The 24724-nt window shown below is 56.0% G+C and carries 24 protein-coding genes and 3 tRNA genes; 15 read left to right on the top strand and 12 right to left on the bottom strand.

The genetic code is table 11. From position 1 onward, the window contains the following. Window positions 1–55: 55 nt before the first annotated feature. Window positions 56–1429 (bottom strand): ATP-dependent RNA helicase DbpA, encoded by a 1374-nt coding sequence (dbpA, locus tag KFJ24_RS08145; protein WP_250830572.1) that lies wholly within the window; start codon window positions 1427–1429, stop codon window positions 56–58. Between the two features lie 106 nt (window positions 1430–1535). Between dbpA and KFJ24_RS08150 the strand changes: the two genes are divergently transcribed. Beyond that, window positions 1536–2072: a DUF2058 domain-containing protein gene (locus KFJ24_RS08150; protein ID WP_250830573.1), complete on the top strand. Its 537-nt coding sequence runs from the start codon at window positions 1536–1538 to the stop codon at window positions 2070–2072. A gap of 140 nt (window positions 2073–2212) precedes the next feature. Then, window positions 2213–2623 carry a hypothetical protein gene (locus KFJ24_RS08155; RefSeq protein WP_250830574.1) on the top strand — a complete coding sequence of 137 codons (411 nt, stop codon included), beginning with the start codon at window positions 2213–2215 and terminating at the stop codon, window positions 2621–2623. An 85-nt stretch (window positions 2624–2708) separates the two neighbouring features. Here the strand turns inward: KFJ24_RS08155 and KFJ24_RS08160 are convergent, their stop codons facing one another. After that, on the bottom strand, window positions 2709–4490 hold the full coding sequence (locus KFJ24_RS08160) for a choice-of-anchor F family protein (protein WP_250830575.1): 1782 nt from the start codon (window positions 4488–4490) through the stop codon (window positions 2709–2711). A 335-nt stretch (window positions 4491–4825) separates the two neighbouring features. Between KFJ24_RS08160 and atpD the strand changes: the two genes are divergently transcribed. The 10 genes from atpD (at window position 4826) to KFJ24_RS08210 (ending at window position 13543) form a co-directional block, all read left to right on the top strand. After that, window positions 4826–6226 carry a F0F1 ATP synthase subunit beta gene (gene atpD, locus KFJ24_RS08165; protein WP_250830576.1) on the top strand — a complete coding sequence of 467 codons (1401 nt, stop codon included), beginning with the start codon at window positions 4826–4828 and terminating at the stop codon, window positions 6224–6226. Beyond that, a complete protein-coding gene (locus KFJ24_RS08170; protein WP_250830577.1) occupies window positions 6216–6644 on the top strand; it encodes a F0F1 ATP synthase subunit epsilon in 429 nt (142 codons plus the stop codon). The genes atpD and KFJ24_RS08170 overlap by 11 nt, the downstream gene beginning before the upstream one ends. Then, complete coding sequence (locus KFJ24_RS08175) at window positions 6637–6951, top strand: AtpZ/AtpI family protein (RefSeq protein WP_250830578.1); 315 nt, start codon at window positions 6637–6639, stop codon at window positions 6949–6951. Before KFJ24_RS08170 ends, KFJ24_RS08175 begins: the two co-directional genes overlap by 8 nt. Beyond that, window positions 6944–7261, top strand: coding sequence for an ATP synthase subunit I (locus tag KFJ24_RS08180; RefSeq protein WP_250830579.1), 318 nt, complete (start codon window positions 6944–6946; stop codon window positions 7259–7261). The genes KFJ24_RS08175 and KFJ24_RS08180 overlap by 8 nt, the downstream gene beginning before the upstream one ends. Next, a complete protein-coding gene (locus KFJ24_RS08185) occupies window positions 7258–7971 on the top strand; it encodes a F0F1 ATP synthase subunit A (RefSeq protein ID WP_250830580.1) in 714 nt (237 codons plus the stop codon). Before KFJ24_RS08180 ends, KFJ24_RS08185 begins: the two co-directional genes overlap by 4 nt. Window positions 7972–7982: 11 nt before the next feature. Continuing rightward, complete coding sequence (locus tag KFJ24_RS08190) at window positions 7983–8261, top strand: F0F1 ATP synthase subunit C (RefSeq protein WP_250830581.1); 279 nt, start codon at window positions 7983–7985, stop codon at window positions 8259–8261. 3 nt (window positions 8262–8264) lie between these two features. Next, a complete protein-coding gene (locus KFJ24_RS08195; protein WP_250830582.1) occupies window positions 8265–9032 on the top strand; it encodes a F0F1 ATP synthase subunit B family protein in 768 nt (255 codons plus the stop codon). Window positions 9033–9036: 4 nt separating this feature from the next. Further along, on the top strand, window positions 9037–10560 hold the full coding sequence (locus KFJ24_RS08200; protein WP_350455572.1) for an alternate F1F0 ATPase, F1 subunit alpha: 1524 nt from the start codon (window positions 9037–9039) through the stop codon (window positions 10558–10560). A 4-nt stretch (window positions 10561–10564) separates the two neighbouring features. Beyond that, complete coding sequence (locus tag KFJ24_RS08205) at window positions 10565–11464, top strand: F0F1 ATP synthase subunit gamma (protein WP_250830583.1); 900 nt, start codon at window positions 10565–10567, stop codon at window positions 11462–11464. A gap of 222 nt (window positions 11465–11686) precedes the next feature. Continuing rightward, the gene (locus KFJ24_RS08210; protein WP_250830584.1) at window positions 11687–13543 is read left to right on the top strand and encodes a HAMP domain-containing methyl-accepting chemotaxis protein; all 1857 of its coding nucleotides are present in this window, start codon (window positions 11687–11689) and stop codon (window positions 13541–13543) included. Between the two features lie 77 nt (window positions 13544–13620). On the opposite strand, the gene KFJ24_RS08215 is transcribed toward KFJ24_RS08210, so the two are convergent. The 8 genes from KFJ24_RS08215 to alaS form a co-directional block, all read right to left on the bottom strand. Beyond that, window positions 13621–14127, bottom strand: coding sequence for a BCAM0308 family protein (locus tag KFJ24_RS08215; protein WP_250830585.1), 507 nt, complete (start codon window positions 14125–14127; stop codon window positions 13621–13623). 65 nt (window positions 14128–14192) lie between these two features. Then, the gene (locus tag KFJ24_RS08220; protein WP_250830586.1) at window positions 14193–14384 is read right to left on the bottom strand and encodes a hypothetical protein; all 192 of its coding nucleotides are present in this window, start codon (window positions 14382–14384) and stop codon (window positions 14193–14195) included. A gap of 236 nt (window positions 14385–14620) precedes the next feature. Further along, window positions 14621–14697: transfer RNA gene (locus KFJ24_RS08225), tRNA-Arg, on the bottom strand. Window positions 14698–14727: 30 nt separating this feature from the next. Continuing rightward, window positions 14728–14804, bottom strand: a tRNA-Arg gene (locus tag KFJ24_RS08230). A gap of 63 nt (window positions 14805–14867) precedes the next feature. Further along, window positions 14868–14957, bottom strand: a tRNA-Ser gene (locus tag KFJ24_RS08235). A 126-nt stretch (window positions 14958–15083) separates the two neighbouring features. Beyond that, window positions 15084–15281, bottom strand: a complete 198-nt coding sequence (csrA, locus tag KFJ24_RS08240) for a carbon storage regulator CsrA (RefSeq protein WP_008172808.1) — start codon at window positions 15279–15281, stop codon at window positions 15084–15086. Window positions 15282–15455: 174 nt separating this feature from the next. Then, complete coding sequence (locus KFJ24_RS08245; protein ID WP_250830587.1) at window positions 15456–16706, bottom strand: aspartate kinase; 1251 nt, start codon at window positions 16704–16706, stop codon at window positions 15456–15458. A gap of 104 nt (window positions 16707–16810) precedes the next feature. Continuing rightward, the gene (alaS, locus tag KFJ24_RS08250) at window positions 16811–19441 is read right to left on the bottom strand and encodes an alanine--tRNA ligase (protein ID WP_250830588.1); all 2631 of its coding nucleotides are present in this window, start codon (window positions 19439–19441) and stop codon (window positions 16811–16813) included. 140 nt (window positions 19442–19581) lie between these two features. Between alaS and KFJ24_RS08255 the strand changes: the two genes are divergently transcribed. Further along, window positions 19582–20130, top strand: coding sequence for an RDD family protein (locus tag KFJ24_RS08255; protein WP_250830589.1), 549 nt, complete (start codon window positions 19582–19584; stop codon window positions 20128–20130). Window positions 20131–20141: 11 nt separating this feature from the next. On the opposite strand, the gene lptG is transcribed toward KFJ24_RS08255, so the two are convergent. Together lptG and lptF are read right to left on the bottom strand one after the other, a co-directional pair. Beyond that, window positions 20142–21203 (bottom strand): LPS export ABC transporter permease LptG, encoded by a 1062-nt coding sequence (gene lptG, locus KFJ24_RS08260; RefSeq protein WP_250830590.1) that lies wholly within the window; start codon window positions 21201–21203, stop codon window positions 20142–20144. Continuing rightward, window positions 21196–22299, bottom strand: coding sequence for an LPS export ABC transporter permease LptF (lptF, locus tag KFJ24_RS08265; RefSeq protein ID WP_250830591.1), 1104 nt, complete (start codon window positions 22297–22299; stop codon window positions 21196–21198). Before lptF ends, lptG begins: the two co-directional genes overlap by 8 nt. A gap of 228 nt (window positions 22300–22527) precedes the next feature. Between lptF and KFJ24_RS08270 the strand changes: the two genes are divergently transcribed. After that, window positions 22528–24021 (top strand): leucyl aminopeptidase, encoded by a 1494-nt coding sequence (locus KFJ24_RS08270; RefSeq protein WP_250830592.1) that lies wholly within the window; start codon window positions 22528–22530, stop codon window positions 24019–24021. Continuing rightward, a complete protein-coding gene (locus tag KFJ24_RS08275; protein ID WP_250830593.1) occupies window positions 24008–24520 on the top strand; it encodes a DNA polymerase III subunit chi in 513 nt (170 codons plus the stop codon). The genes KFJ24_RS08270 and KFJ24_RS08275 overlap by 14 nt, the downstream gene beginning before the upstream one ends. Window positions 24521–24724: the final 204 nt, after the last annotated feature.

The following is a 24724-nucleotide window of genomic DNA, read 5'->3' on the forward strand; positions in this document are numbered from 1 at the left end:
TCCGAGGTTCAGGGCCTGATATGACAAACCCGCCCAAAACGGCCACACACGGCATTCACGCATATCGAACCCGTATTTTCCGGCCTTTGATCCGGCCGTTCTCGAGACGCTTCAGCGCCTTTGCGGCATGATCTTTGTCAATTGCCACGAAGCACTGAAAATCAAAAAGGTCGATTTTCCCGACAGCCGCGCCCGGAATCCCGGCCTCACCCGTCAGCGCACCCAGTACATCACCCGGGCGAATCTTCTCTTTTCGGCCACCGGCAATACAGAGCGTTTTCATCGCCGGGGAAACCGGCTGCAACGGCGCCGCCATCAACGACTCGGTGTCGCCCCACTCCACGGTACTGCCACGATCCGATTCAAGCCGGCTGATCTTATGGCCTTTTGAAGGAGTACACAGGGTTATCGCAAGCCCCTGCTCTCCTGCGCGCCCCGTTCTGCCAACCCGGTGGGTATGCACCTCGGAATCTCTTGCCGGCTCGGCATTAATAACCAGCGGCAGGGATTTGATATCCAGCCCCCTTGCCGCAACGTCCGTTGCCACCAGGACTGAGCAGCTCTGGTTGCCAAAACGAACCAGCACGCTATCCCGTTCCCGTTGCTCCAGGTCTCCATGCAGGGGCAGAGCCGAAAAACCTTGCTGGCTGAGCCCATCAGCCATCTCATCACACTGCTGTTTGGTGGTGCAGAACACGATGCAGGATGAGGGCTGGTGCTTGGAAAGCAGTGCCATGATCGCATCGGTGCTGGCTCCCGGCGCCACTTCATAGAAAAGCTCATGGATATCCGGGTTTCCCTGCCCGGCTTCGGCACGTACATCGACCGGGTCCTGCTGGTAACGGGCACTGAGTTTTCGGATAGTTTCGGGCCAGGTGGCCGAGAACATCAGGGTTTGTCGGGTTTCCGGGGTCTGCCCCAGAATATCTTCCATGGCGTCCTGAAACCCCATATCCAGCATTCTGTCGGCTTCATCCAGCACCACGGTGCCGACACGATCCAGCGTGAGCGTGCCTTTGCGCAGGTGATCCTGAATCCGGCCAGGCGTGCCCACCACAATATGAGCACCATGGCTCAGGGAACCTATCTGGGGACCAATCGACACGCCACCGCATAAGGTCAGCACTTTGACATTGTCCCGGGCACGGGCGATTTCCCGCAGTGCCTTGGCCACCTGGTCCGCCAGCTCGCGGGTCGGACAGAGAACCAGGGCCTGGGCCGCAAACAACCTGGTCTTGAGATGCTCAACCAGACCAATCCCGAAGGCAGCCGTTTTACCACTGCCCGTCTGGGCCATGGCAATGACGTCACGGCGTGCCAGACATTGCGGCAGGGCCTTTGCCTGAATTTCAGTGGGTTGTTCGAATCCCAGCTGCTCCAGATTGGAGACCATGGCAGGAGAAAGACCAAACTCTTTAAAGGACGGCATACAAGAAAATCCCGGAATCAGCGGATGCTGGTTATGAAGGCATAAATGAGGGCGTATAATGTGCCGACAGGATACCAGAATTTGCCAATAATTAACGGAGTTACTAATGGCATCCCTACAGGATCAGCTACTGAAAGCCGGCCTTGCCGATGAAAAGAAAGCCAAGGCCGTTCGCAACGAGAAACGTAAACAGAGAAAACAGCAACCCAAAGGAGCCGAGCAGGTTAACGAAGCCGAGGTTCGTGCCCGCCAGGCCCGGGAAGAAAAAGCCGAGCGAGACCGCCAGCTGAACCGGCAACGCGAGCAGGAAGCAGAGAAAAAAGCCATTCGGGCGCAGATCCGCCAGCTGGTGGAAACCAACCGTCTGGACCGCAGCCGGGGCGAAACCTCGTATCAGTTCGTCCACGATAAGAAGATCAAGAAGATCTTTGTGGACGACACCATGGTGGATCAGTTGTCACGAGGCCGCCTCGCTATCGTTTTTGTGAATGATGCCTATGAGATTGTGGCAGAGGGTGTTGCCAGAAAGATCATGGAGCGGGATGAAAGTGCCGTTATCGTTCTTCACGACCGCACAAAAGACGACGCAGGTGACGATGATCCTTATGCCGGCTACGAGATCCCGGACGATCTGATGTGGTAGACCTCCGAACGCCTTCGGACCAGAAGATTCCTTTTCGATCAATCTGTCCGGTCAGCGGACATAGGTACTACTCATCACTCCCAATCTGATGACGCTGTACTAAACTCAAGTTATATCCATATAACGAAAGGGGATTAACCATGAGAATGAAAAAATCGCTGATCTCGATAGCAGGTGCCACCTTGCTTACGTCCCTGGCCAGCTTACCGGTAGCCGCCCAGTCCAACGAACAGGTTTTTGGCCGGGAACTGATGACCCAGCAGGAGTTGCAGGAACACCGCACAACCATGCGCAACCTGAACACCGATGCCGAGCGGGCCCAGTATCGCAAACTGCACCATGAACGCATGATGCAACGCGCCCATGAGCGTGGCGTTGAACTGAATAAAGGCATGGGGCAAGGCAAAGGCATGGGTGCCGGACAAGGCATGGGTTCCGGACAAGGCATGGGTTCCGGACAAGGCAAGGGGTCTGGTCAAGGCATGGGTAAAGGCTCAGGGGGTAACGGCAAAAACCAGGAGTATAAGATCGAAGGGTCGGGCAACCAGTAACCTGGATTCACTTTTCCAGGTCACAAAAAAAGCGGGGCTGAACATCAGCCCCGCTTTTTATTTGCGCCTTTTAATGGCAGATGGTTCAGGCGTTGCTGAGACGCTTGCGCGCCCACAGACCACCCAGAGCCATCAGAACCAGGCCAGGCAGAACCGGATCGAAGGGAGCACCCGGCTTGCCGGCGGTGCAGCCGAAGATGGTGCCGCCACCGGACGAAGGAGTCGCTTCGGGCTCAGTTGGTTCTTCAGGTTCAACCGGAGTGACCGGAATATCCGGAACCGACACCGCATCATTCAGAGCGGTCACACGCAGAGTGAAGGTGCAGTTTGTGTCGACACCATCACTTGTGCAGGTTGGCCAGTTCAAACTAAACGTGTCGGCCACATTGATCGTGGTGTTGATGTTGACGTTCGCCAGGTCCTCAATGGGGCCCTTAACATAACCAGCAACACGCTCCAGATTGGCATTGCCGTCAATCAGAGTGTTCATCTCGTCCAGCGTGACCCAGGACGAGTCCGATTCCAGCTGATAAAGGCCGTCCTCGCCTTCATTCGGGAACCAGGTAGCGTAAAGCGAACCACCGTCCTCGACGGTCACCGGCGTATTGGCCCATTGGCCGAAGTCAGCAATGGTTACAGCCTCGCCATCGATCAGAACCTTGAACATTCCGTCATACAGGTCAGCAGCGGCTATCTGACTAAGCGAAAGCGCATCGGTAACAACTCCTTCTGCATCACCCTCACCCAGGGTTTCCACGATCGGCAGAACATCTTTCACGTAATTTGTGATCGTAGTAGTATTGTCTTCTGCCGTAACAGGGTCAGCAAATGAGGAGCCGTTCGGATCCCAGTTGATGGCCGGGATCTGAAGGGGAGCGGTCTCCTTATCACCGTCATTATCATATTCAACGTTACCGTCCCACTCGGCCGTCGCGCCCTCGAAAACTTTTTCAAACGTCTGCCAATCCGGGGTGGCCTCCGTGCCGGCATTCCAGGCCAAAAGGATAGAGTCGTTTGCCGGGTTACCGTCGTGATCAATAAACCAACCGGTCGGTACCAGACTCTTGGTCGCCCAGTCGTCGAAAAGAACGTCCGAGGTTCCATCCACCAGCGCTACCGGAGCGGTGCCGGTGGTCTCCGTTTCATCCTCATTAACCAGCGTTTCGTTGGATTCTGAAAACCCTCTGACACTCGTACTAAAAAATGGCAGGCCTTCCGCCTTACTACCACCAAACAGGCCGCCCGGGAATTTGCCCAGATTGCCTATGGTCAGTTTATTGCTCTCGTCAATAAAACCGAACGACAGGCCATCATTCGCCGGAGACGGGGTGAACGAGCTACCGACACCAAAGCCGGTCTCAAACCGGAAGCCGTTCAGATCACCGCCAGCAGTATTGGCACCATCCGTCAGGTTCGACAGCTTACCAATAACCCGGTACAGCTTCGGCTCAGCCCCGGGAGACACATTGAATACAAGATCAGTCGGGCCATTGGCTTGGGTTGATTTCAGCTTGAAGCGTTTTCCGGAATCGGGCGGGGCTGTGCAGTTTTTAAAGTCCGGATCCACCAGCTGTCGATCCGGCTGGGCCATAATGCACCCGGCAAAATCATACGTATTCTTTGCCGTAAACGGCTCGTTATAGACCTTGATCCCCAAACCTACATTACCAAAGTCATTGACCGGATCAATCCAGCCAAAACTCCCGGTTCCCTCGGTATCGGTATAAACCACCGTTTTCCCGTCAACCGGCGGAACCGCCAGGTTGTCTTCATTGACACTATCAATCGTCGCTGCCGAAGCTGCCTGCGACAGCCCCAACATAGAAAACATTATCGCGCTCGCAAGCGGCTTTCTTGAAAATTCCATTGCACTTCTCATTGAGCTTCCTCTTCCTCAGATTCGCTACGGTTTCCTTTGTAGACAGGCTACATTAAAGATGACTATATTCAAATTCCCCGTTTGCATAAGCCGCCATAAATTAATCCATGTCAACTTTAGAGCCTGAGGTAACGGGTGATTCTTGTCCGGGATGCTAGGCTTAAAGAGGTGGCATTATTCAGTTACTTAGCGATGAGGCCTGAATACGAAAACATGGATAGTGAGACATGGCCTCTCTGGAGAGCGCCTCACTCAGCTACGCTCTCTGCGACAAAATGCCGCAGCTTCGCCGTGTGACCTTAAGTTGAATGGAAAGGAGTCAAATGGACGCGCAAAGCGCACAGCCTGGTGAAATCGTTGCCATACGGGGCAACGTGGTTGACGTGCGCTTTACCCCACCCCTTCCGCCCCGCAACCGCGAGCTGCGTACGGGCCACGCAAACCAGGTCATCCTGGAGATCCAGACACACCTGGACACCACCACGGCCCGCTGCATTGCCCTGAACTCCACCCGGCGCCTGGCCAGAGGTATGCCCGTTCAGCAAACCGGCAGCGGTTTACAGGTCCCGGTCGGGGAGTCCCTGCTCGGGCGCATGATCAATGTTTTTGGCACGCCGGTCGATGGTGGCGCCCCGATCGAAACCCGGGAACACTGGCCCATCCACCGCCCTATCCTGCCGCTTTCCGACCGAACCACCAGCACTGAAATCTTCGAAACCGGCATCAAGGCAATAGATCTTCTTGCCCCGATGGAACGAGGTGGCAAATCCGGCATGTTTGGTGGCGCCGGTGTTGGCAAGACCGTGTTGATCAATGAACTGATCAACAACATGGCGGAACAGTACGAAGGCATCAGTCTTTTCTGCGGAATCGGCGAACGTATGCGTGAAGCAGAAGAAATGTATAGCGCCATGCAGGAATCCGGGGTTATCGACAAGGCGATCCTGGTGTATGGCCAGATGAACGAACCGCCCGGGGCGCGCTTCCGGGTGGGCCATTCCGCCTTGACGGTCGCCGAATACTTCCGTGACGTGGTTAAACGGGATGTGCTGCTTCTTATCGACAACGTGTTCCGTTTTGTCCAGTCCGGCATGGAAGTGTCCGGTCTGATGGGGAGGATTCCCTCGCGAGTGGGCTATCAACCCACACTCGCGACCGAGCTGGCGGAACTGGAAGAACGAATCTGCAGTTCCCGCAACGGCAGCATCACTTCGGTACAGGCCGTCTATGTTCCCGCCGACGACCTGACCGACCCCTCGGCAACCCATATCTTCTCGCACCTTACCGCCTCCATCGTGCTGTCCCGGAAGCGCGCGAGCCAGGGGCTCTACCCGGCGGTGGACCCGCTGCAGACCGACTCAAAGATGCTGACACCGGCCATCGTGGGCAGTCGTCATTACGAGGTGGCACAGGCCGTACGCAGCACGCTTGCGGAGTACGATGAGCTCAAGGACATCATCTCCATGCTGGGCATGGAAGAGTTGTCCAGTGAGGATCGCGCCACCGTGAGCAAGGCCCGGCGGCTGGAACGGTTTTTAACCCAACCGTTTTTTACCACAGGCCAGTTCACCGGCCATGGTGGCAAACTGGTCCCACTCAAGAAGACGATTGAGGGTTGTGAGCGCATCCTTGCCGGCGAGTTTGAAAAGATCAGTGAGAAAGCGCTGTACATGATTGGCGCCATTGATCAGGTGGATATGACGGAGATCAGTGATGAGCCCTAACGATGCCGCCCGCGCGGGCTCCATGAACCTGAAGGTGCTGCTCCCGACAGAAATCCTTGTGGACAAACCGGTCAGCAAGATTATCGCCGAGGCGGAAAACGGTGAATTCTGCCTCCTGCCCCGACACATTGATTTCGTTGCTGCACTGGTTCCGGGCGTGTTGAGCTTTTACAACGATGATGGCAGCGAGAGCTTCGCTGCGATTGATCGCGGCGTACTGGTGAAGTGCGGGCAGGATGTAACCGTCTCCACATACAAGGGTGTAACCGGAACCAATATGTCCGAGCTACAGACGATGATCGAGGAACGCTTCCTTGCCCTGGACGAGCACGAGCGCAAGGCTCGCACAGCGCTTGCCCGGCTTGAGGCCGGTACGCTCCGGGGCTTCCTTGATCTCAAGGAGAAATTCCATGGCTGAACATCCTCATCGTCCCGGGCCTGACGGCCAACCGCCAGACCTTGGCAAGCAAGTAGGCCACCGCGCGAGGCGCAAACAGAAGGCACGGGAAAAAGGCAGGCACGCAGCCTGGTTCGGCCTTGGCATGTTTGGCCTGGTGGGCTGGTCTGTGGCCATTCCGACACTGATCGGCATAGCCGTTGGACTCTGGATGGATGATCGCTGGCCGGGCAAGGTGTCCTGGACCCTCACCCTGCTGATCATTGGCATAGCACTGGGCTGCTTCAACGCCTGGTACTGGATCAAACAGGAGAGCGAGCGTGACTGATGGAACAACCCTCCCTGCCTCCCTGTTTGCGTATGGGGTTTCTTTCGGGCTCGGAGTGGCTCTTGGGCTGGCTTTTCTGTGGGGTCTCTGGCTTACGGTTCGCCGTTTAGAAGTGACCCGTCACCCCGGTTTTCTGATGATGGGTAGCCTGTTTCTGCGCCTGGGCATCACTCTGACGGGCTTTTATTTTATATCCCAATATGGTGACTGGCAGCATCTGCTGGCAGCCGTTGTCGGATTCACCCTGCCCAGGCTACTGATCGCACACCGTATTCGGGCGCCCGGAATCAGCGGGGAGCCACGCCCATGACCATCTCGCCTGATAGCGTCGTCTATTTCCAGTGGGGTATTTTTTCCCTGAATGCCACACTCGTATTTACCTGGCTGGTTATGGCTATACTGACACTAACCTCCTGGCTGGTTACCCGCCGCATCTCGGATAACCCTGACATCTCCCGGTGGCAGAACCTGCTGGAGGTACTGGTTACCGGCATTCGTGATCAGATCGCACAGGTAAGCCACCAGCAACCGGGCAATTACCTGCCCTTTGTTGGCACCCTGTTCCTGTTCATTGCCATGGCCAACCTTCTGAATGTGGTTCCGGGCTATCTCGCACCCACGGGATCACTCTCTACCACCACGGCGCTTGCTATCTGTGTGTTCATCGCGGTTCCGGTGTTCGGGATTGCCAGCAAGGGTGCCGGCAGCTACTTGGGGCGTTACCTTCAGCCCACCTGGTTTATGCTTCCGTTCAACATTATCGGTGAGATCTCGCGCACCGTGGCACTTGCGGTGCGACTATACGGAAACATCATGAGTGGCACGGTGATCGTTGGCATTCTTCTGAGCCTGACGCCCTATTTCTTCCCGGTTGTCATGCAACTTCTTGGTTTGCTCACCGGCATGATCCAGGCCTACATTTTTGCTGTACTTGCCATGGTTTACATTGCCTCGGCTACCTCAGTCTATGAAAAGACTGAGGACCCGGATCAACCGGATACACCTTCTTCTGACCAGTAAAGGAGCCCCCTATGGACAGCGTTTCAATCATTGGCATGATTTCCGTCATCACAGCAGGCCTGACCATTGCCATCGGTTCAATAGGGCCGGCCCTGGCTGAGGGGCGCGCCGTTGCCCAGGCACTGAGCGCTATCGCCCAGCAACCGGATGAGTCCGCCACCATCACCCGTACCCTGTTTGTGGGTCTGGCAATGATCGAATCCACGGCCATTTACTGCTTCGTGGTTACCATGATTCTGATATTTGCCAATCCTTTCTGGGACCATGCCACCGCTGCTGCCGGAGGCTGACCCATGGATATAGACTGGATCACCGTATCTGCCCAGGCTATCAACTTCCTTATCCTGGTCTGGCTACTGAAACGCTTTCTTTACCAGCCGGTTATCAAGGCAATGGACAAGCGTGAGCACAAAATACGTAGCAGGATGGAAGATGCCGACGCCCGTGAAGAGGTTGCCCGGGAGGAGGCGCAAAAGTATAAGGCGCAAGCCGACGCATTGAAGCAACAGCAGGACGACATTCTGGAGAAGACCCGGGAGGAAGCCAGGCAGGAGCGGAGTCATATGCTTGATGTCGCGCGGGAAGAAACCGCCCGGGTCCGGGCCAGCTGGATGCGGGAAGTCAACGAGGAGAAGGCGGAGTTTATCGGCAGCCTGAGACGCCAAACCCTGGAGGCCATTGAGTCCATTGCCGGAAAAGCACTTCAGGATCTGGCAGATTCGGATCTGGAAGCCCGTATGGTCCATACCTTTATTCAAAAACTGCCGACTCTCGACCAGGAAGCGCGGGAATCCTTGAGAAGCGCTTCGGAGCCGGCCTGTATTTCCAGCCATTCTGAACTTGATCCGGCTCTGCAGAAGCAGTTAACAGGAGCTGTGCACGACCAGATAGGCGGCGAAATTGCAGTTACCTACACCACAAACCCCGAACTCGGGTGCGGCATCGAACTGATGTGCAATGGCGAGCGAGTCAGCTGGAACCTGTCGGACTACCTTGAGGAGCTGACGACCCGCATGGAAAAAGCGTTCAAACCTGTCATCACCGAACAGCAAGAGGCCTGATGCCGTGTTGCAGCAACTCCTTGACGACACCATGGCCACACTCCACAAGGTGGTTGAGGACACCGAGCCGACACTACGCAGCCACGAAACGGGCACGGTTATACAGGTTGGCGGCGGCATTGCCCGAGTTCGGGGGCTGGCGAGCGTCACCTCCGAGGAGCTTGTGCAGTTTCCCGATGGCATACTCGGAGTGGCTATCAATCTGGAACCGGACGAAGTGGGTATCATGCTCCTGGGTGACAGCGAGAAGCTGGGCGCAGGCATCCGTGTTATCGCCACTGGCCGAGAGGCAGATACGCCCGTGGGCGAGGGCCTTCTCGGGCGGGTGATTGATGCTACCGGCAAGGTCCTGGACGGGGGCAAACCGCTGGAGTTTCATGAACGTCGGCCAATTGAGCGCCCTGCTCCGGAAATTATTGAACGGTCCCCGGTGACCGTGCCCATGGAGACCGGTATTAAGGCGATTGATGCACTGATCCCGATCGGTCGCGGGCAAAGGGAGCTGATTCTTGGTGACCGCCAGACTGGCAAGACATCCCTGGCAATCGATACCATCATCAACCAGCGCGATAAAGGCGTTAAGTGCATCTATTGCGCGGTGGGCCAGCGTGCCACAGCCGTTGCCAAGGCGGTGGAAACCTTGCGCAAACACGATGCCCTGGATCATACCGTGGTGGTTGTCGCCCCTGACGATGATCCTCCCGGCCTGCGATACATTACACCTTACGCGGCCACTACCATGGCCGAGTATTTTATGGAAAAGGGCTTTGATGCGCTGATTGTTTATGATGATCTCACCCGTCATGCCCGTGCCTATCGCGAACTCTCACTGCTGCTGCGAAGGCCTCCCGGGCGCGAGGCCTATCCGGGCGATATATTTTATATTCATTCCCGCCTGCTTGAGCGCAGCACCCATCTGCGCAAGGAATTTGGCGGTGGCTCCCTGACGGCTCTTCCGGTGATCGAAACCCAGGCACAGGATATTTCCGCCTACATTCCAACCAACCTGATTTCCATTACCGATGGCCAGATCTATCTGTCCCCAACCCTGTTTCAGAAGGGGCTTCTACCCGCGATCCATGTGGGCAAATCGGTTTCACGGGTTGGCGGTAAAACCCAGCACCCCGCTCTTCGTAGTGTCGCCAGCGACCTCCGCCTGTCCTATTCACAGTTTGAAGAACTGGAGACCTTTGCCCGCTTCTCTACCCGCCTGGACAAGGACACCCGCGCAACCATTGAGCGTGGACGAAGGGTACGGGAAGTCCTGAAGCAGAACGAGCGGCACCCGTTGCGCGCAAGTGAGCAGGTGGCCGTGCTCAAGGCGGTCAATGCAGGACTACTGGATGCCCTGCCCCTGGAACAGATTCCGGAAGCGGAGCAACGAATTCAGAAACATCTGCTGCACGCGCTCCCGGAGCTCTGTGCACGCATGGAAAGCGGCGAAACGCTGGACGATGCGCAATGGCAGCAGGTGCTCTCAGAACTTCGGTCTGCACTTACCGACGACGACCCTGCAATAAGGGGCTAAATCGATGGAATCACTGGAACAACTTCACAAGCAACTGGACAGCCTTGACCAGTTACGCAGTATCGTGAAAACGATGAAGGCACTTTCGGCCGCTAACATCCATCAGTTTGAACAGGCCGTCGGGGCGCTCTCGGGCTATTACCGAACAGTGGAGCTTGGGCTTCACGTTGCCCTCAAGGACGTTAAAGCCTCAAGCTTTGATCGCAGGAAAGTTCCTGGCCCCCATAGGATGGGCGCCGTTGTGTTCGGATCGGATCATGGACTATGTGGTCGCTTTAATGAGGAAATCGCCGAGCATGCGTTGATGCGCATGGATTCGATTCCCGCAGACAGGGAGAATCGCCTTATCCTTGCCGTTGGCGCCCGGGTCGCCGGCAGCATGGAAAACGCCGGGGTACAGGTAGAAGAAAATTTCCTGACACCTGGATCGGCAACTCAGATCACAGCGACCGTTCAGCAAATCCTGCTGAAGATAGACCAATGGCAGGAAGAGGCCGGCCTGCACTATGTCTATCTTTTCTATAATCGCCATTCCCGAAAGCGGAGCTATCAGCCCACTGGCCTGCAGTTACTGCCAATGAATCTGAAGCGTTTTAAACGGCTTGAAGAAGAACCCTGGCCTTCCCATAGCCTGCCGACGTTCACCATGGAACGACAAGCTCTGCTCCACCGCCTGTTGGACCAGTATCTGTTTGTGTCGGTGTTCCGTGCATGCGCTGAATCACAGGCCAGTGAACACGCAAGTCGACTGGCTGCCATGCAGTCGGCCGAGCGCAATCTGGATGAACGCCTGGGCGATGTCACCATGAGTTACCGGAGAGCCAGGCAGACGGTGATAACCTCGGAGCTCCTCGACCTTGTTTCCGGATTTGAGGCGCTGGAGCCAAATACCCGGAAATCCTGACCTTTCTGGACTTACACCGGCACTATTTTTTGTATCATATGATATGCGCTGCGCAATCATCTGTTACGCAAATACATTGAATAATGCCTCTAAAACATACTTAATAGAGGCACAATAAAAAGTGAAGAAACCTTCTTTGCGTATCGAGACACCTTCTCCGTTATCCATCAGATAGACCCGGATGCCATAACAGGCATTGCCAACCTGCTCTAAGGACACCGTATGAGACTTCCGAACTTCTTCGGCGACATGACCATCCGAACGAAACTGGCAAGCGGATTCGCCCTTTTGCTTCTACTCACCATAGTGGTGGGAGTCGCCGGGAATCGCGCACTGGAAACCTACAGCCAGCGCTCAAATATCGTGGCCATGCTCGGTGAGGTTAACACAGGCCTGACCGAGGCCCGCGTGGAAGAAAAGAACTTCTTGTTGACCGGTGAAGCCGACAAGGTCCAGAAGTCACAGGCCCACGGCGACAAAGTCCTTGAGCTCACCAAAAATATCCAGCTATTACTCGCCGACTCTGCAGACATTGAGACACTTGGCAACATCCAGTCCGGTATCAGGCAATATCAGTCGTTGATGGGAAAGGTGGAAGTCAATATCAGCGAGAAGGAAGATGCCCTCAACCGACTGGAAACCAAAGCCAGAATCTTCGGTTCCTCACTGAAGGCGCACAGCTCTCTGTTTTTTGCGTCTGCAATTTTTGAGGATATGCGCCGTTCAGAACGAAAGTTCCTGATCCAGCATGACGATGCAAGTATTGAGTCGTACCTCGGCGATGCAAAACGGGTGCAGGGTCCTTTGAAATCTGCAGCCATCAGCGCCGAAGAAAAGGAAAAAATCACAAAGGCGCTTAATGCCTACGTCGACGAATTCAAAGCCGTAGCCGCTCTTACCCGGTCCGGCAGCCAGCTCTCCGACGACATGGTCTCAACAGCCAGAAGCGTCATCGAATCTGCAAACGGTCTGCGCGCTCAACAGGCCGAGATGATGGAATCGGATCGCCACCAGGCGACACTGCTGATTTTTGGCGCTACCGGCGTCGCGGTGCTACTGGGTATCCTGATGGCCTTCCTCATTACCCGAGCCATTACCAGACCAATCAACGAGGCCGTGGCCATAGCGTCCGAAGTCGCTTCCGGCAATCTTTCGGTAAACATCGACAACAAACGAACGGACGAGGTGGGGCGCCTTATGGCAGCCCTGGCAACCATGGTCACCGGCCTGCGAGAGCTGGTCAGGAGCATTGAATCCGGCGCCACCAATATTGCCGCCTCCGCGGAGGAGCTTTCAACGGTTTCCAATCAGGCCAGCGATGGTATTAATCGCCAGAAGCAGGAAACCGACCAGGTCGCTACGGCGATGAATGAAATGACGGCAACCGTTGCGGAAATTGCCCGAAGCGCCGAGCAGGCCTTCAGCGTTGCAACAGATGCGGCCAACCAGGCGACTGAAGGTGAACAGGAAGTCTCAAACACCGTGGACCAGGTAAACAATCTGACCCGGGAAGTGAACCAGAGCAGGGAAACCATCCAGGGCCTGCAGAAGGAAACCAACAATATCGGCACGGTCCTGGATGTCATCAAGTCAGTTGCCGAACAAACTAACCTGCTGGCACTGAACGCCGCCATTGAAGCCGCACGGGCCGGTGAGCAAGGCCGCGGATTTGCAGTGGTTGCCGACGAGGTGCGCTCCCTCGCGCAACGAACCCAGACCTCAGCACAAGAAATCGAAACCCTCGTGACCTCGCTTCAAAACAGCGCCGGAGATTCTGTATCCGCGATGGAGTCCAGTGCTTCGCTTGCTTCCGATACTCTGGAACGCGCCACCGCAACGGGCAAGACCATTGAACGGATCACGCGCGCAGTAGAAGAGATCAAGCAATACAACAGTCAGATTGCCACAGCGTCGGAGCAACAAACGTCTGTCGCCGAGGAGATTAATGTGAACGTCACCAGTATTCGGGACGTCACCGACCAGTCTGCTGCTTCCTCAAACCAGACGGCCAGCTCCAGCTCTGAACTGGCAAGGCTCGGCAGCGAACTCCAGACGCTCGTTTCCCGTTTCAGGCTTTGAATCAGTGGGCGGCTTGCGCCGCCAGTTCAGAGCAGGTCCGTAAAGACAGGATTCACCCCAGTCTTTACGGACCTTGCCTAGTCTCTGCACCAGTAAACGCGAACCAGATTTGACTCTTTGGTGTACTGGATATCAAGCACACCATCGTAGGCCCGCTCAACGGCCTCACCGGTCCCACGCGGCAGGTGGAGATCCGTGAACTTCGCAACAAGCTCCCCATCCGGCCCATCTTCAATGCCCATCAGGCGCTTCAGAGGGTGCTGGGCTTTCTCCTCTTCCACCTTGTTCTGGATCAGCTTGAGGATCTCACTCCTGTGCTTACCAAGAAAACCGCCACTCAAGGTCAGGATACCTGCTGGCATATCATCCCGGATTCGCTCACAGGCCGGGCACAACATTTCATGGGCACCCTGGGCAGACTCGGCTGACCATTGCCAACGCCCCTTGCTGAATATCGCACTGCAGCCCGGACAAACCGTTGGCTCCGCGGGCTTGCTTCGCGCCATGTAAGGATCGTGAATCTCTTCCTTGATCAGGCGATCCAGCCGACCACGCCCCGCCACATCTCCATCTTTACCACTCATGAACCTGCTCCTCCCCCAGAATTACCCGTGTACCGGGTGGCTACATACGCTCCGTGACAGCCGATTTAATGGAGCTTGTGACGTTCAAAGATCTCGCGAATTTCCCTCTCCGCCTCCTTGGGGACGCTCACTTTCAAGACTTTGGCTTCCTCGTCGATGAAGATGTTGTCTCTGGGAATGCCGGAGGCAATCAAATCGTCCCAGGTATTCTTGGCCTGGTCGTGATTATCATAGGCACCATTGATGGTTGTATTCATGATTTCTCTCCTTGAAAAAGAGTGCACTACACTTTCAAGAATAGGCAGAAGCTCCATGGTTGTGCAATTTTTAACCGCCAGAGATTGACCTGGGGCAAACACCATGCGGATCAGATCTCCTTGCCGCCGCACTCAATGAGGGACTGTCGAAATATCGGAGCAGGTTGCAGAAGTTTCAGAAAGGGAATGCGGAAGCAATAAAAAACCCCGCACAGGGCGGGGTTCTTTATTTAATATGGCGCGGCTGGGAGGATTCGAACCTCCGACCGCCTGGTTCGTAGCCAGGTACTCTATCCAGCTGAGCTACAGCCGCTTAAAACTGGTGGCAAGCGTATTTGTGAAGTGGCGCGGCTGGGAGGATTCGAACCTCCGACCGCCTGGTTCGTAGCCAGGTACTCTATCCAGCTGAGCTACAGCCGCGCATTCATTACTTGCTTTGGTCGAGTGCTACCTCAACCCGTCTCGTTTTCTCCGAAAAGAAAATGGCGGAGAGGGAGGGATTCGAACCCTCGGTACGATTGCTCGTACGGTTCCTTAGCAGGGAACTGGTTTCAGCCACTCACCCACCTCTCCTTGAGAACGGGGCGTATACTACCATAATATTTCTGTTTTCATAGGGTTGACACGAGATTTTTCCAACCCGATTTTCCCAGAAAAGAAAAAACCGTTCAGGTTTCCCTTGAACGGTTTTTTTATCTATCAGCTGTTGCCGGGTTCCGGCTCTTCAGAGCCCTTTTCCGACTGAATACGCTGGTAGATTTCTTCACGGTGTACCGCCACTTCTTTCGGGGCATTCACGCCAATGCGCACCTGATTCCCCTTCACTCCGAGCACGGTGACGGTGATATCGTCACCCACCATCAGAGTTTCGCCTACGCGGCGAGTCAAAATCAACATATCCCATACTCCCTATCCAGAGCTACCTGTTCCGACAAATGGTTTATTCATTAATTATCATTTTTATAATGGGATCACTGACCGCTCGAAAGGCGCATATACCCTTACAGGGTTTCGCAGCGCCGTAGGCTCAGCAAATGACTCCCTTTTTTCAAGGCCTCGCAGCTCGACCTGTCAGCTGCGCTTGATAGCCTCTTCTTCTATCGCGAGCTTGTCCAGCTCGAATGCACTATGCAGTGCCCGAACCGCCAGCTCGAGATATTTCTCATCGATCACCACGGAAATCTTGATTTCCGATGTGGAGATCATCTGAATATTGATACCTTCATTGGAGAGCGCCTCGAACATCTGGGTCGCAACCCCGGCATGGGACCGCATACCCACACCCACGATACTCACCTTGGCAATCTTGCTGTCACCAGCAACCTCTCTTGCACCAAGCTCATCTGCAACCCGTTGCAGCACTTCCTGCGCACGCTTGAAATCGTTGCGGTGGACGGTGAACGTGAACGCAGTCCTGTTATCCTCGCCAACGTTCTGAACAATCATGTCCACTTCGATATTGGCGTCACTCACAGGCTTAAGTATACGCAAAGCGCTGCCCGGAGTATCGGGTACGCCGGAAATAGTCAGTTTTGCTTCGTCACGGTTAAAAGCGATGCCGGAGACAACCGGTTGTTCCATGGCGTTTTCATCCTCAAGAGTAATCAGGGTACCTTCCCCTTCCTGGAAGCTGGAAAGAACCCGTAATGGAACGTTGTATTTACCTGCAAATTCTACCGACCGAATCTGGAGAACCTTGGAGCCGAGGCTCGCCATTTCGATCATTTCTTCAAAAGTGATCTGCTTAAGACGCCGGGCACTGTCCACGACTCGGGGGTCGGTGGTGTAGACGCCATCAACATCGGTATAGATCTGACATTCGTCGGCTTTCAGGGCCGCTGCCAGGGCAACCGCAGTCGTATCAGAACCGCCCCGGCCAAGCGTTGTTATGTTGCCGTTCTCATCAATGCCCTGAAACCCGGCAACCACCACAACTCGACCGGCATCGAGATCTTCCCGCATGCGCTGCTCATCAATCTGCTTGATGCGCGCCTTGGTATGGGTGCTATCGGTAACGATCCGAACCTGGGAACCGGTATAGGAACGTGCTTCGCAGCCACGTTTCTGAAGCGCCATGGACAACAGGGCAATCGTGACCTGCTCGCCTGTCGAGACGAGCACATCCATCTCCCTTGGCGTGGGCTCTTCCATAATGTTATTGGCCAGAGCGATCAACCGGTTGGTTTCGCCGCTCATGGCGGAGACCACAACCACGACTTCATGACCTTCCTTGCGGAAACGGCAAACCTTTTCGGCAACCGCTTCGATACGCTCGGTCGTTCCAACCGAGGTGCCACCAAATTTCTGAACCAACAGAGCCATTTTTTTCCCAAACTCCGAAACGGGGACCCAAAGCGAAGTCATTCCCCGCCAGTAAAAGAAAACGGGCGGGATTATAAGCCTCGGCCCGCCCTCGAAAAAGTTGCTTAAGCGATATTTTTCTCGATCCAGGCCGGAACGCCCGCCAGGGCATCTGCCAACTTGGAAGGATCATTACCACCGCCCTGAGCCATATCAGGTCGGCCACCGCCCTTGCCGTCAACCTGTGATGCCAGGTGCTTCATCAGGTCACCCGCTCTGATCCTGGCGGTTGCTGACTTGGTAACACCGGCCACCAGCGTCACCTTGCCATCGTCGACGCTGGCCAGGACAACCACGCCTTCTCCCAGCTTGTTCTTCAGCTGGTCGGCAGTCTCCATCAGTGCCTTGCGATCTGCGCCTTCAAGCTCAGACGCCACAACCTTCAGACCGGCAACCTCAACCGCTGAACCGGCAAGGTCAGTGCCGGCAGAGCTGGCCAGCTTCGCCTTGAGAGCATCCACTTCCTTTTCTAGCTGACGATTGCGATCGACCGTCTGCTGAACCTTCTCAACCACAGACTCGCGGGCGCCCTTCACCAGACGGGCGGCATCTCGCAGGGTGCGCTCGGTCTCATCGACCCACTCCAGGGCACCGAAGCCGGTCACCGCCTCAATACGACGAACACCGGAAGAAATACCGCTTTCAGACGTGATACGGAACAGACCAATATCACCCGTACGCCCAACGTGGGTGCCACCACACAACTCAACAGAGTAGCTGTCGGTACCCATGCTCAGCACCCGAACCACATCGCCGTATTTCTCGCCAAACAGAGCCATGGCGCCCTTTTCCTGGGCCTTTTCCATATCCGTCACTTCGGTCTGTACCGGCGTGTTCTCGAGGACCTGTTCGTTCACCTGTCGCTCAATTTCTTTCAATTGATCAGGCGTCACCGCCTCGAAGTGCGAGAAGTCAAAACGCAGCTTTTCGGGATCCACCAGGGAGCCCTTCTGGCCAACGTGTTCACCGAGAACCTTTCGCAGCGCCGCATGCAACAAATGTGTCGCAGAGTGGTTGCGTTTCGTGCGCTCACGGCGAGCGTGGTCAATCCGGGCATCGACTTCGAGCCCCGGGAACAGTTCACCTTCAATGAGGGTGCCAACGTGCAGGTGATTTTCACCTTCTTTGCGGGTATCAAGGACCTTGAATCGACCGCCACTCCAGGTCAGAAGACCGGTGTCACCTACCTGGCCACCGGATTCTGCATAGAAAGGCGTGCGATCGAGTACGACAACGGCCTCGTCTCCCGCTTCGGCGGTTTTCTCTTCGCCGTTGACGATCACGGCGCGAATATGCTCATGCCCGTCAATGTGCTCATAACCGGTAAATTCGGTCTTGCCCTCAATCTGGAGCGCCTCAGCGTTGTAATCGATACCAAACTTGCTGGCGGCACGGGCGCGCTCCCGCTGGCTCTCCATCGCTTTTTCATAACCGTCGTAATCGAGAGTCAGGCCACGTTCACGGGCAATGTCGTTGGTCAGGTCCACCGGGAAGCCGAAAGTGTCATACAGGGTAAAGATGGTCTCGCCCGGGATCACATCGCCCTTGAGCTCGGCAATATCCTGCTCCAGCAGACGCAGCCCCTTGTCCAGAGTCTTGGCAAACTGCTCTTCTTCCTGCAGCAGTACTTTCTCAACCTGCTTCTGGCTGCTTACCAGCTGCGGGTAGGCCTCGCCCATCAGGTCGACCAGTGCACCGGTCAGCTTATAAAAGAACGGCTGGGTTGCGCCCAGCTTGTTGCCATGACGGGCTGCCCGACGAATGATACGGCGCAGCACAAAGCCGCGGCCCTCATTGGAGGGCATGACACCGTCGGAAATCAGGAAGGCACAGGAACGGATGTGATCCGCAACCACCCGGAGACTCGCTTCGGTGGTTTCGACCCCGCCCAGAACATCCGAGGCGGCCTTCAGCAGATTCTGGAACAGGTCGATCTCATAGTTGCTGTGCACGCCCTGAAGCACGGCGGTAATACGCTCCAGGCCCATACCCGTGTCGACCGATGGCTTCGGCAGTTTCAGCATCTCGCCGTCGGCCATACGGTTGTATTGCATGAAGACGACGTTCCAGATCTCGATGTAGCGGTCACCGTCTTCCTCGGGACTTCCGGGAGGACCGCCAGCCACATCCGGGCCATGATCGTAGAAGATTTCGGTACAGGGACCACAGGGACCGGTGTCGCCCATCTGCCAGAAGTTATCCGACGCGTAACGGGCGCCTTTGTTATCGCCGATACGAACGATCCGGTCCGCAGGGACGCCGATTTCCTTGTTCCAGATGTCAAAGGCCTCGTCATCATCCGCGTAGACCGTTACCCACAGCTTTTCAGAAGGCAGGTTGAGCCATTGTTCGCCGGCCAGGAAGTTCCAGGCAAAGTTAATGGCTTCACGCTTGAAATAGTCGCCGAAGCTGAAGTTGCCCAGCATCTCGAAGAAGGTGTGGTGACGAGCCGTATAACCAACGTTTTCCAGGTCGTTATGCTTGCCGCCGGCACGTACGCACTTCTGGGAAGTCGTCGCCCGGGTGTAGTCGCGCTCTTCGCGGCCAAGGAACACATCCTTGAACTGATTCATTCCCGCATTGGTAAACAGCAACGTGGGGTCGTCTGCCGGAACCAGCGAACTGCTTGAAACAATGGCATGGCCTTGCTGTTTGAAATAATCGAGAAATGCCTGTCGCAACTCTGCGGTTTTCATAGCCCTTTGATACCTTTCCAGAAACGCGCCGTGAAACCGGCGGGTCCGCGATTGAATACGAATACTTACATGCGTTTGCAAATCCGCTACTCTAGCACACGCCGAGAACAGGAAAAACGTGAAACATCACAGGAGATTCCATGCCCCGACGCTTCCATGACGCCGAGGAACTTTTCCCGCCAGCCACCTTTTTGAAAAGGGCCCTGGCCATTACCTATGACGGCCTGATCAGCATTGCCGTGCTGCTTGTCGTCACCTGGGTCTACACCATGATTGGCGGCTGGATTACCGGCTGGGACCGCTTCGAGCAAATGGCAGAGGCGGGCCAGCTGTCCGGAGACCCCGGCCTGACCTTCGTACTTTTCCTGCTGCTTTACGTGTTCTTCGCCTACTTCTGGACCCGCCTCGGGCAAACCCTGGGCATGCAAGTCTGGCGAATCCGGATCGAAAACCTGGATGGCGTGTCCGTGAGCTGGACCCAGGCGCTGCTCCGCTACGTGACAGCCGCGGCCGTCTTTTTCCTGGCCTTGCTGGCCGGCCACTACCTCGGTGCTGCCACCCTGTTCCTGACGATACCCGCCATGATCGCTTTATTCTTTCCCATTAATGGCCTGTCTTTGACCGACCGCATGTCGAACAGCGTTGTCGTTCAGGTTCCGAAGGATGCGAAAAAGGCTCTGAAGAAATAAGCCCCGGGCCGCTAGCCGGCCCGGCGCATCAGCACTGCACCCACCACAGCGTTCACCGCAATGGGCGCAAGTACCGCAATCAGGGGATTGAACCCGTAAACCATGCTCATCGGGCCCAGAATATCCTGCATGTATTTGAATACCAGACCGACCAGCAGCCCGGTAAAGACCCGGAAGCCCATTGTCACAGAGCGCAATGGTCCGAAAACGAATGAAATCGCCACCAATACCATTACCGCGGTACCCAGGGGCATAAGAGCCTTTTTCCAGAACGCCAGCCAGTATATTTTGGCGTTGAGATCCTGGGCATTAAGGTAGCGCGCGTAGGTATACAGCCCCGTCATGGAGAGATTTTCCGGCTTGACAATCAGCACACTCAGAACGCCGGGTGACAACCCTGTTTCCCATCGCCGGGTCGGATGCGTTGTCAGGGTTGTGCCGGTTTCCGAAATGTCCGTTACGCTGACTTTTTCCAGCAACCAGTAATCACCTTGAAAGATTGCCCGCTCGGCAAAACTCGCTGATTCCAGCTCACGCTCATCATTAAAACGGAACAGGGAGACACCATGTAAAACACCGTTTGGCTGGACGGCGTTCAGGTGCATGAATACATCCCCCTCCCGGTGCCAGACCCCCCGGGCCGATGCCACATTACTCCCTGCCCCCAGCGCCACGGCCTTGTCACTCTGGGCGTAACGCTCGGCGGGCGGCGCCACGTATTCACCGATGAACACGCCGAGGATGACCACAACCAACGCAGGCTTCATGGCCGACCAGACGATGCGTTTGAGAGATACACCTGCGGCGCGGACCACGGTCAGCTCAGAGGAGCTGGCCAGTGACCCCAGCCCTACCAGGCATCCCATGAAGGCGCCCAGCGGCAAGTAATCATAGATCCTGCGAGGCAGCGTCAGGAACACATACCAGAGCACCTCCAGTGTCTGATAATCATTGCGGGTGTCTTCAAGCTCGCCAATGAAGCCAAAAATCAGGTCCAGAGAAAGCACCACCACCATCACCAGAAAGATGGCGCTGCCAACGGTTCGCATCACATAGCCGTCAATTCTACGCATGAGCCGACTCCTCACGCATCAGTCGGCGCCGATGGAGCCAGGGCGGCCCAAACTGCAACCAGCCCCCTAACATCAGGAAGAGACCATGGACCCAGAGCATACCGATCCACTCCGGTACTTTGCCGTCTGCCATCGCATCCCTGGCGACAATCAACAAACCCAGATAGGTGATATAGACGAGCATGGCAGGCAACAGGTGAAAAAACCGCCCCTGCCTCGGATTAACCCGGCTTAGCCGGACCGCAAGCAAGGTAACGATCGGAACAATCAACGGCAGGGATAATCGCCAATGCAGCAGTGCCCGATCTTCAAGGTTATCGGACTGCCAGAGGTAGCCGGTGCTGACACCTTTTTCCAACTCCTTTTCTCTCTCTTCGCCACTCCTGATTTTCAGGCCATACGCTTCAAAGGCCGTTGTGTCGTAATCGAGCTCTCCGGCAATTCCGTCAAAACGTCCACCGTCCTTGAGAACCAGAAAACGACTGCCGGTTTCCTCATCGACAAACTGGGAACCGGACCGGGCGTTCATGATGGTCACCCCTTCGCCACTCTTGCCATATTCCGCAATGAAGACACCCCTGAGCTCCCGTTTGTCGTCGCTTAATGCTTCCGTGTAAGTGACCCGGTTGCCGGAACCAAAGCTCTGGAACCGCCCGGGCACCAGCATTTCAAACTCCGTTGCCTGACGTTGCTCATTCAGAATTTGCTCGACCTGTTTCATGCCCCAGGGTGAGATGTAAAGGCTCATGGCAGCTACAATGACCATCACGGGGATACTGCCTAACAGAGTCTTTTGCAGTAACTGGCCATTACTGATGCCGCAGGCAGAAAGCACCGTCATTTCGCTTTCAAGGTACATGCGTCCGTATGCCAGCAGAATGCCGATAAACAGGCCCAAAGGAAGAATGAGTTCCAGGAAGCCCGGAAAACGGTAGGCCATGATACTCAGAAGAACATCCGCAGAGATGGAACCCTCTGCCGCGCTATCGAGGTACCGGATAAAACGGCCACTCATAAAGACCAGCAGCAGTATGCCGGAAACGGCGACCATGCTGATCATGACCTGACGGATAAGATAACGGAAAATTATGCCCAAAACGGTCTCTCTGACAGTGCCCGTTGAAACATGGAGGAAACAGGGAACTGCGCGTATTCTATGTAACCTTTCCATTGATTGACAGAGCAAAGGGAACGGGGTGCGGGACATCGATCGGTCGAAACGCCGCCGCTTGATAAATTCCCTGCCTGCCCCAATGCTAGAGTAGACCGGAATCAGCCTCCGCGATCTGCGGACGCTTCTTCAGAATAATCAACAGGAGTTGCCATGAATTTCAGCCTGAGCAGTAAAGCCATCGCAAACACGAAAGCAGACTGCCTCGTTATCGGCCTGCCCGAAAAAGGCACCTGGCCGGAATCCACCTCCCAGGCAGACGAAGCGCTTGGCGGGCTGATCAAGAAACTCCAGAAAGCTGGTGATATCAGCGGTAAAAACGCCAGCACCTCAGTCATCCCCCTGACTGATCAGCCCTGGGGCCGGCTGGTCGTGGTTGGTACCGGGGATGATGCTGCGCGGACACCAGCCAACTACCGCAAGGCCCTGATCGCCATGATGAGCGCCCTGAAAGGGGGGCCTTCAAAATCTGCCCTGATCACCCTGGCAGACACGGAGGTGACCGGTAACGAAACAGTCAGCTCCGAAGCCGCGCGACTCAGCCTTGTGGGGCGTATCCTGGAAGACCAGCTCTACACCTTCAACGAATTCAAGAGTGAAAAGCCCTCCGCGCGCAAGCTGAACAAGGTTCTGATTACCGCATCCAGTGCCGGAAAGGCCCTGAAAGATGCCTTTAATCTCGGCCTCGCCACCGGTCGGGGCATGAACTTCACTCGCGACCTGGGCAACACTCCGCCCAACATTTGTCACCCGGAATGGCTCGCCCAGCAAGCAAAAACGCTTGCCAAGGACCACGACTGCATCAAGACCGAAGTGCTTGATGAGAAACAGATGGAAAAGATGGGCATGAACACCATCCTGGCCGTGGGCAAAGGCAGCACTCAGCCGCCACGCCTGATCGTGATGGAATACCGTGGTGGCAAACCGAAAGACAAGCCCCATGTCCTGGTCGGCAAGGGCATCACTTTCGACACCGGCGGCATCAGCCTGAAGCCGGGTGCCGGCATGGATGAAATGAAATACGACATGGGTGGCTCTGCCAGCGTCTTCGGCGCCATGCAGGTACTGGCGGAAACCAAGCCCAAGATCAACGTTGTTGCGGTTATTGCCGCCGCCGAAAACATGCCGGATGGCGGAGCCTGCCGGCCAGGCGACATAATTACCACCCTGTCTGGACAGACCGTGGAAATCCTCAACACCGATGCTGAAGGCCGCCTGGTGCTGTGCGACGCGCTCACCTATGTAAAGAAGTTCGATCCGGAAGCTGTTATCGATATGGCGACCCTGACTGGTGCCTGTATCGTCGCCCTGGGCCATCACGCTACCGGCCTGCTCGCCAACAATGATGAGCTGGCCAACGAGCTGCTGGCATCCGGCGAGCGCGCCTGCGACCGCGCGTGGCGCCTGCCACTGTGGGACGACTACCAGAGCCAGCTGGACAGCAACTTCGCAGACATGCAGAACATTGGCGACCGCTCTGCCGGCACCATCACTGCAGCCTGTTTCCTGTCCCGCTTCGCCAAAGAGTATCGCTGGGCCCACCTCGACATAGCCGGCACCGCATGGCAGTCAGGTAAGGCCAAAGGCGCCTCCGGTCGCCCGGTGCCATTGCTGGTCGACTATCTGATGTCTCATGCAGGCAAGTAATTCAGATACTCGCCCGGAAACCGGCGGCCCTGCCGCCGGCTCCTCCGGGCAAGCCGACCAGAACCAGCGTTACTGGTTCCACATTCTGACGCAAAACGCTCCCGCCGCGCGCAACCTCCACGCCGCCAAACTGGTGGACAAGGCCCGGCAACAGGGCGACCGCGTCTGCATCGTCTGTGACACCATGCAACATGCCCAGGAACTGGATGACCTGCTGTGGAATTTCAGTCCCGATGCGTTCATCCCACACAGCGTGGTGCCTGATTCCGCCACCACCTGCACCGACCCCGTCGGCATTCTGTTATGCCCGCCGGTTGCCGAAGACTGGGACACTGTCATTATTCTGTCCGACACCCTTCCGGCCGATGCCGACCGCTTCAAACGGCTTGCACTGGTCGCCCACAACGACCCGTCAGTACTGAACCAGGCCCGATCGCATTTCAAGCAGTTGCGGGCCCTGGGCATCGAACCGAAAGTCCACGATCAGAGAAAGCGATAAGCAACAGGCGACCTGCACCTGAGCTGAAACGCGCAGCAGGAAATGCCTTTCCAAAACCGTTGAGGGCCATGGACGGCCCGAAACGAGCCTACCGGGGCGTACTCGTGGGTGTGTTTTGGAAAGGCATTTCCTGCTGCGCTGGCACCGTAACTTGCAGTCTTATGCTCTGAGAGGTTCGCCGCAAAGATGGCGACCATGTATAAT

Source organism: Marinobacter sediminum, from assembly GCF_023657445.1.
Taxonomy (GTDB): Bacteria; Pseudomonadota; Gammaproteobacteria; order Pseudomonadales; family Oleiphilaceae; genus Marinobacter; species Marinobacter sediminum_A.

Excerpts from the sequence above, each read along its gene's own strand:
- dbpA (WP_250830572.1), bottom strand. The coding sequence starts at position 1,429 with ATGCCGTCCTTTAAAGAGTTTGGTCTTTCTCCTGCCATGGTCTCCAAT.
- KFJ24_RS08150 (WP_250830573.1), top strand. The coding sequence starts at position 1,536 with ATGGCATCCCTACAGGATCAGCTACTGAAAGCCGGCCTTGCCGATGAA.
- KFJ24_RS08155 (WP_250830574.1), top strand. The coding sequence starts at position 2,213 with ATGAGAATGAAAAAATCGCTGATCTCGATAGCAGGTGCCACCTTGCTT.
- KFJ24_RS08160 (WP_250830575.1), bottom strand. The coding sequence starts at position 4,490 with ATGGAATTTTCAAGAAAGCCGCTTGCGAGCGCGATAATGTTTTCTATG.
- atpD (WP_250830576.1), top strand. The coding sequence starts at position 4,826 with ATGGACGCGCAAAGCGCACAGCCTGGTGAAATCGTTGCCATACGGGGC.
- KFJ24_RS08170 (WP_250830577.1), top strand. The coding sequence starts at position 6,216 with ATGAGCCCTAACGATGCCGCCCGCGCGGGCTCCATGAACCTGAAGGTG.
- KFJ24_RS08175 (WP_250830578.1), top strand. The coding sequence starts at position 6,637 with ATGGCTGAACATCCTCATCGTCCCGGGCCTGACGGCCAACCGCCAGAC.
- KFJ24_RS08185 (WP_250830580.1), top strand. The coding sequence starts at position 7,258 with ATGACCATCTCGCCTGATAGCGTCGTCTATTTCCAGTGGGGTATTTTT.
- KFJ24_RS08190 (WP_250830581.1), top strand. The coding sequence starts at position 7,983 with ATGGACAGCGTTTCAATCATTGGCATGATTTCCGTCATCACAGCAGGC.
- KFJ24_RS08195 (WP_250830582.1), top strand. The coding sequence starts at position 8,265 with ATGGATATAGACTGGATCACCGTATCTGCCCAGGCTATCAACTTCCTT.
- KFJ24_RS08205 (WP_250830583.1), top strand. The coding sequence starts at position 10,565 with ATGGAATCACTGGAACAACTTCACAAGCAACTGGACAGCCTTGACCAG.
- KFJ24_RS08210 (WP_250830584.1), top strand. The coding sequence starts at position 11,687 with ATGAGACTTCCGAACTTCTTCGGCGACATGACCATCCGAACGAAACTG.
- KFJ24_RS08215 (WP_250830585.1), bottom strand. The coding sequence starts at position 14,127 with ATGAGTGGTAAAGATGGAGATGTGGCGGGGCGTGGTCGGCTGGATCGC.
- KFJ24_RS08220 (WP_250830586.1), bottom strand. The coding sequence starts at position 14,384 with ATGAATACAACCATCAATGGTGCCTATGATAATCACGACCAGGCCAAG.
- csrA (WP_008172808.1), bottom strand. The coding sequence starts at position 15,281 with ATGTTGATTTTGACTCGCCGCGTAGGCGAAACTCTGATGGTGGGTGAC.
- KFJ24_RS08245 (WP_250830587.1), bottom strand. The coding sequence starts at position 16,706 with ATGGCTCTGTTGGTTCAGAAATTTGGTGGCACCTCGGTTGGAACGACC.
- alaS (WP_250830588.1), bottom strand. The coding sequence starts at position 19,441 with ATGAAAACCGCAGAGTTGCGACAGGCATTTCTCGATTATTTCAAACAG.
- KFJ24_RS08255 (WP_250830589.1), top strand. The coding sequence starts at position 19,582 with ATGCCCCGACGCTTCCATGACGCCGAGGAACTTTTCCCGCCAGCCACC.
- lptG (WP_250830590.1), bottom strand. The coding sequence starts at position 21,203 with ATGCGTAGAATTGACGGCTATGTGATGCGAACCGTTGGCAGCGCCATC.
- KFJ24_RS08270 (WP_250830592.1), top strand. The coding sequence starts at position 22,528 with ATGAATTTCAGCCTGAGCAGTAAAGCCATCGCAAACACGAAAGCAGAC.
- KFJ24_RS08275 (WP_250830593.1), top strand. The coding sequence starts at position 24,008 with ATGCAGGCAAGTAATTCAGATACTCGCCCGGAAACCGGCGGCCCTGCC.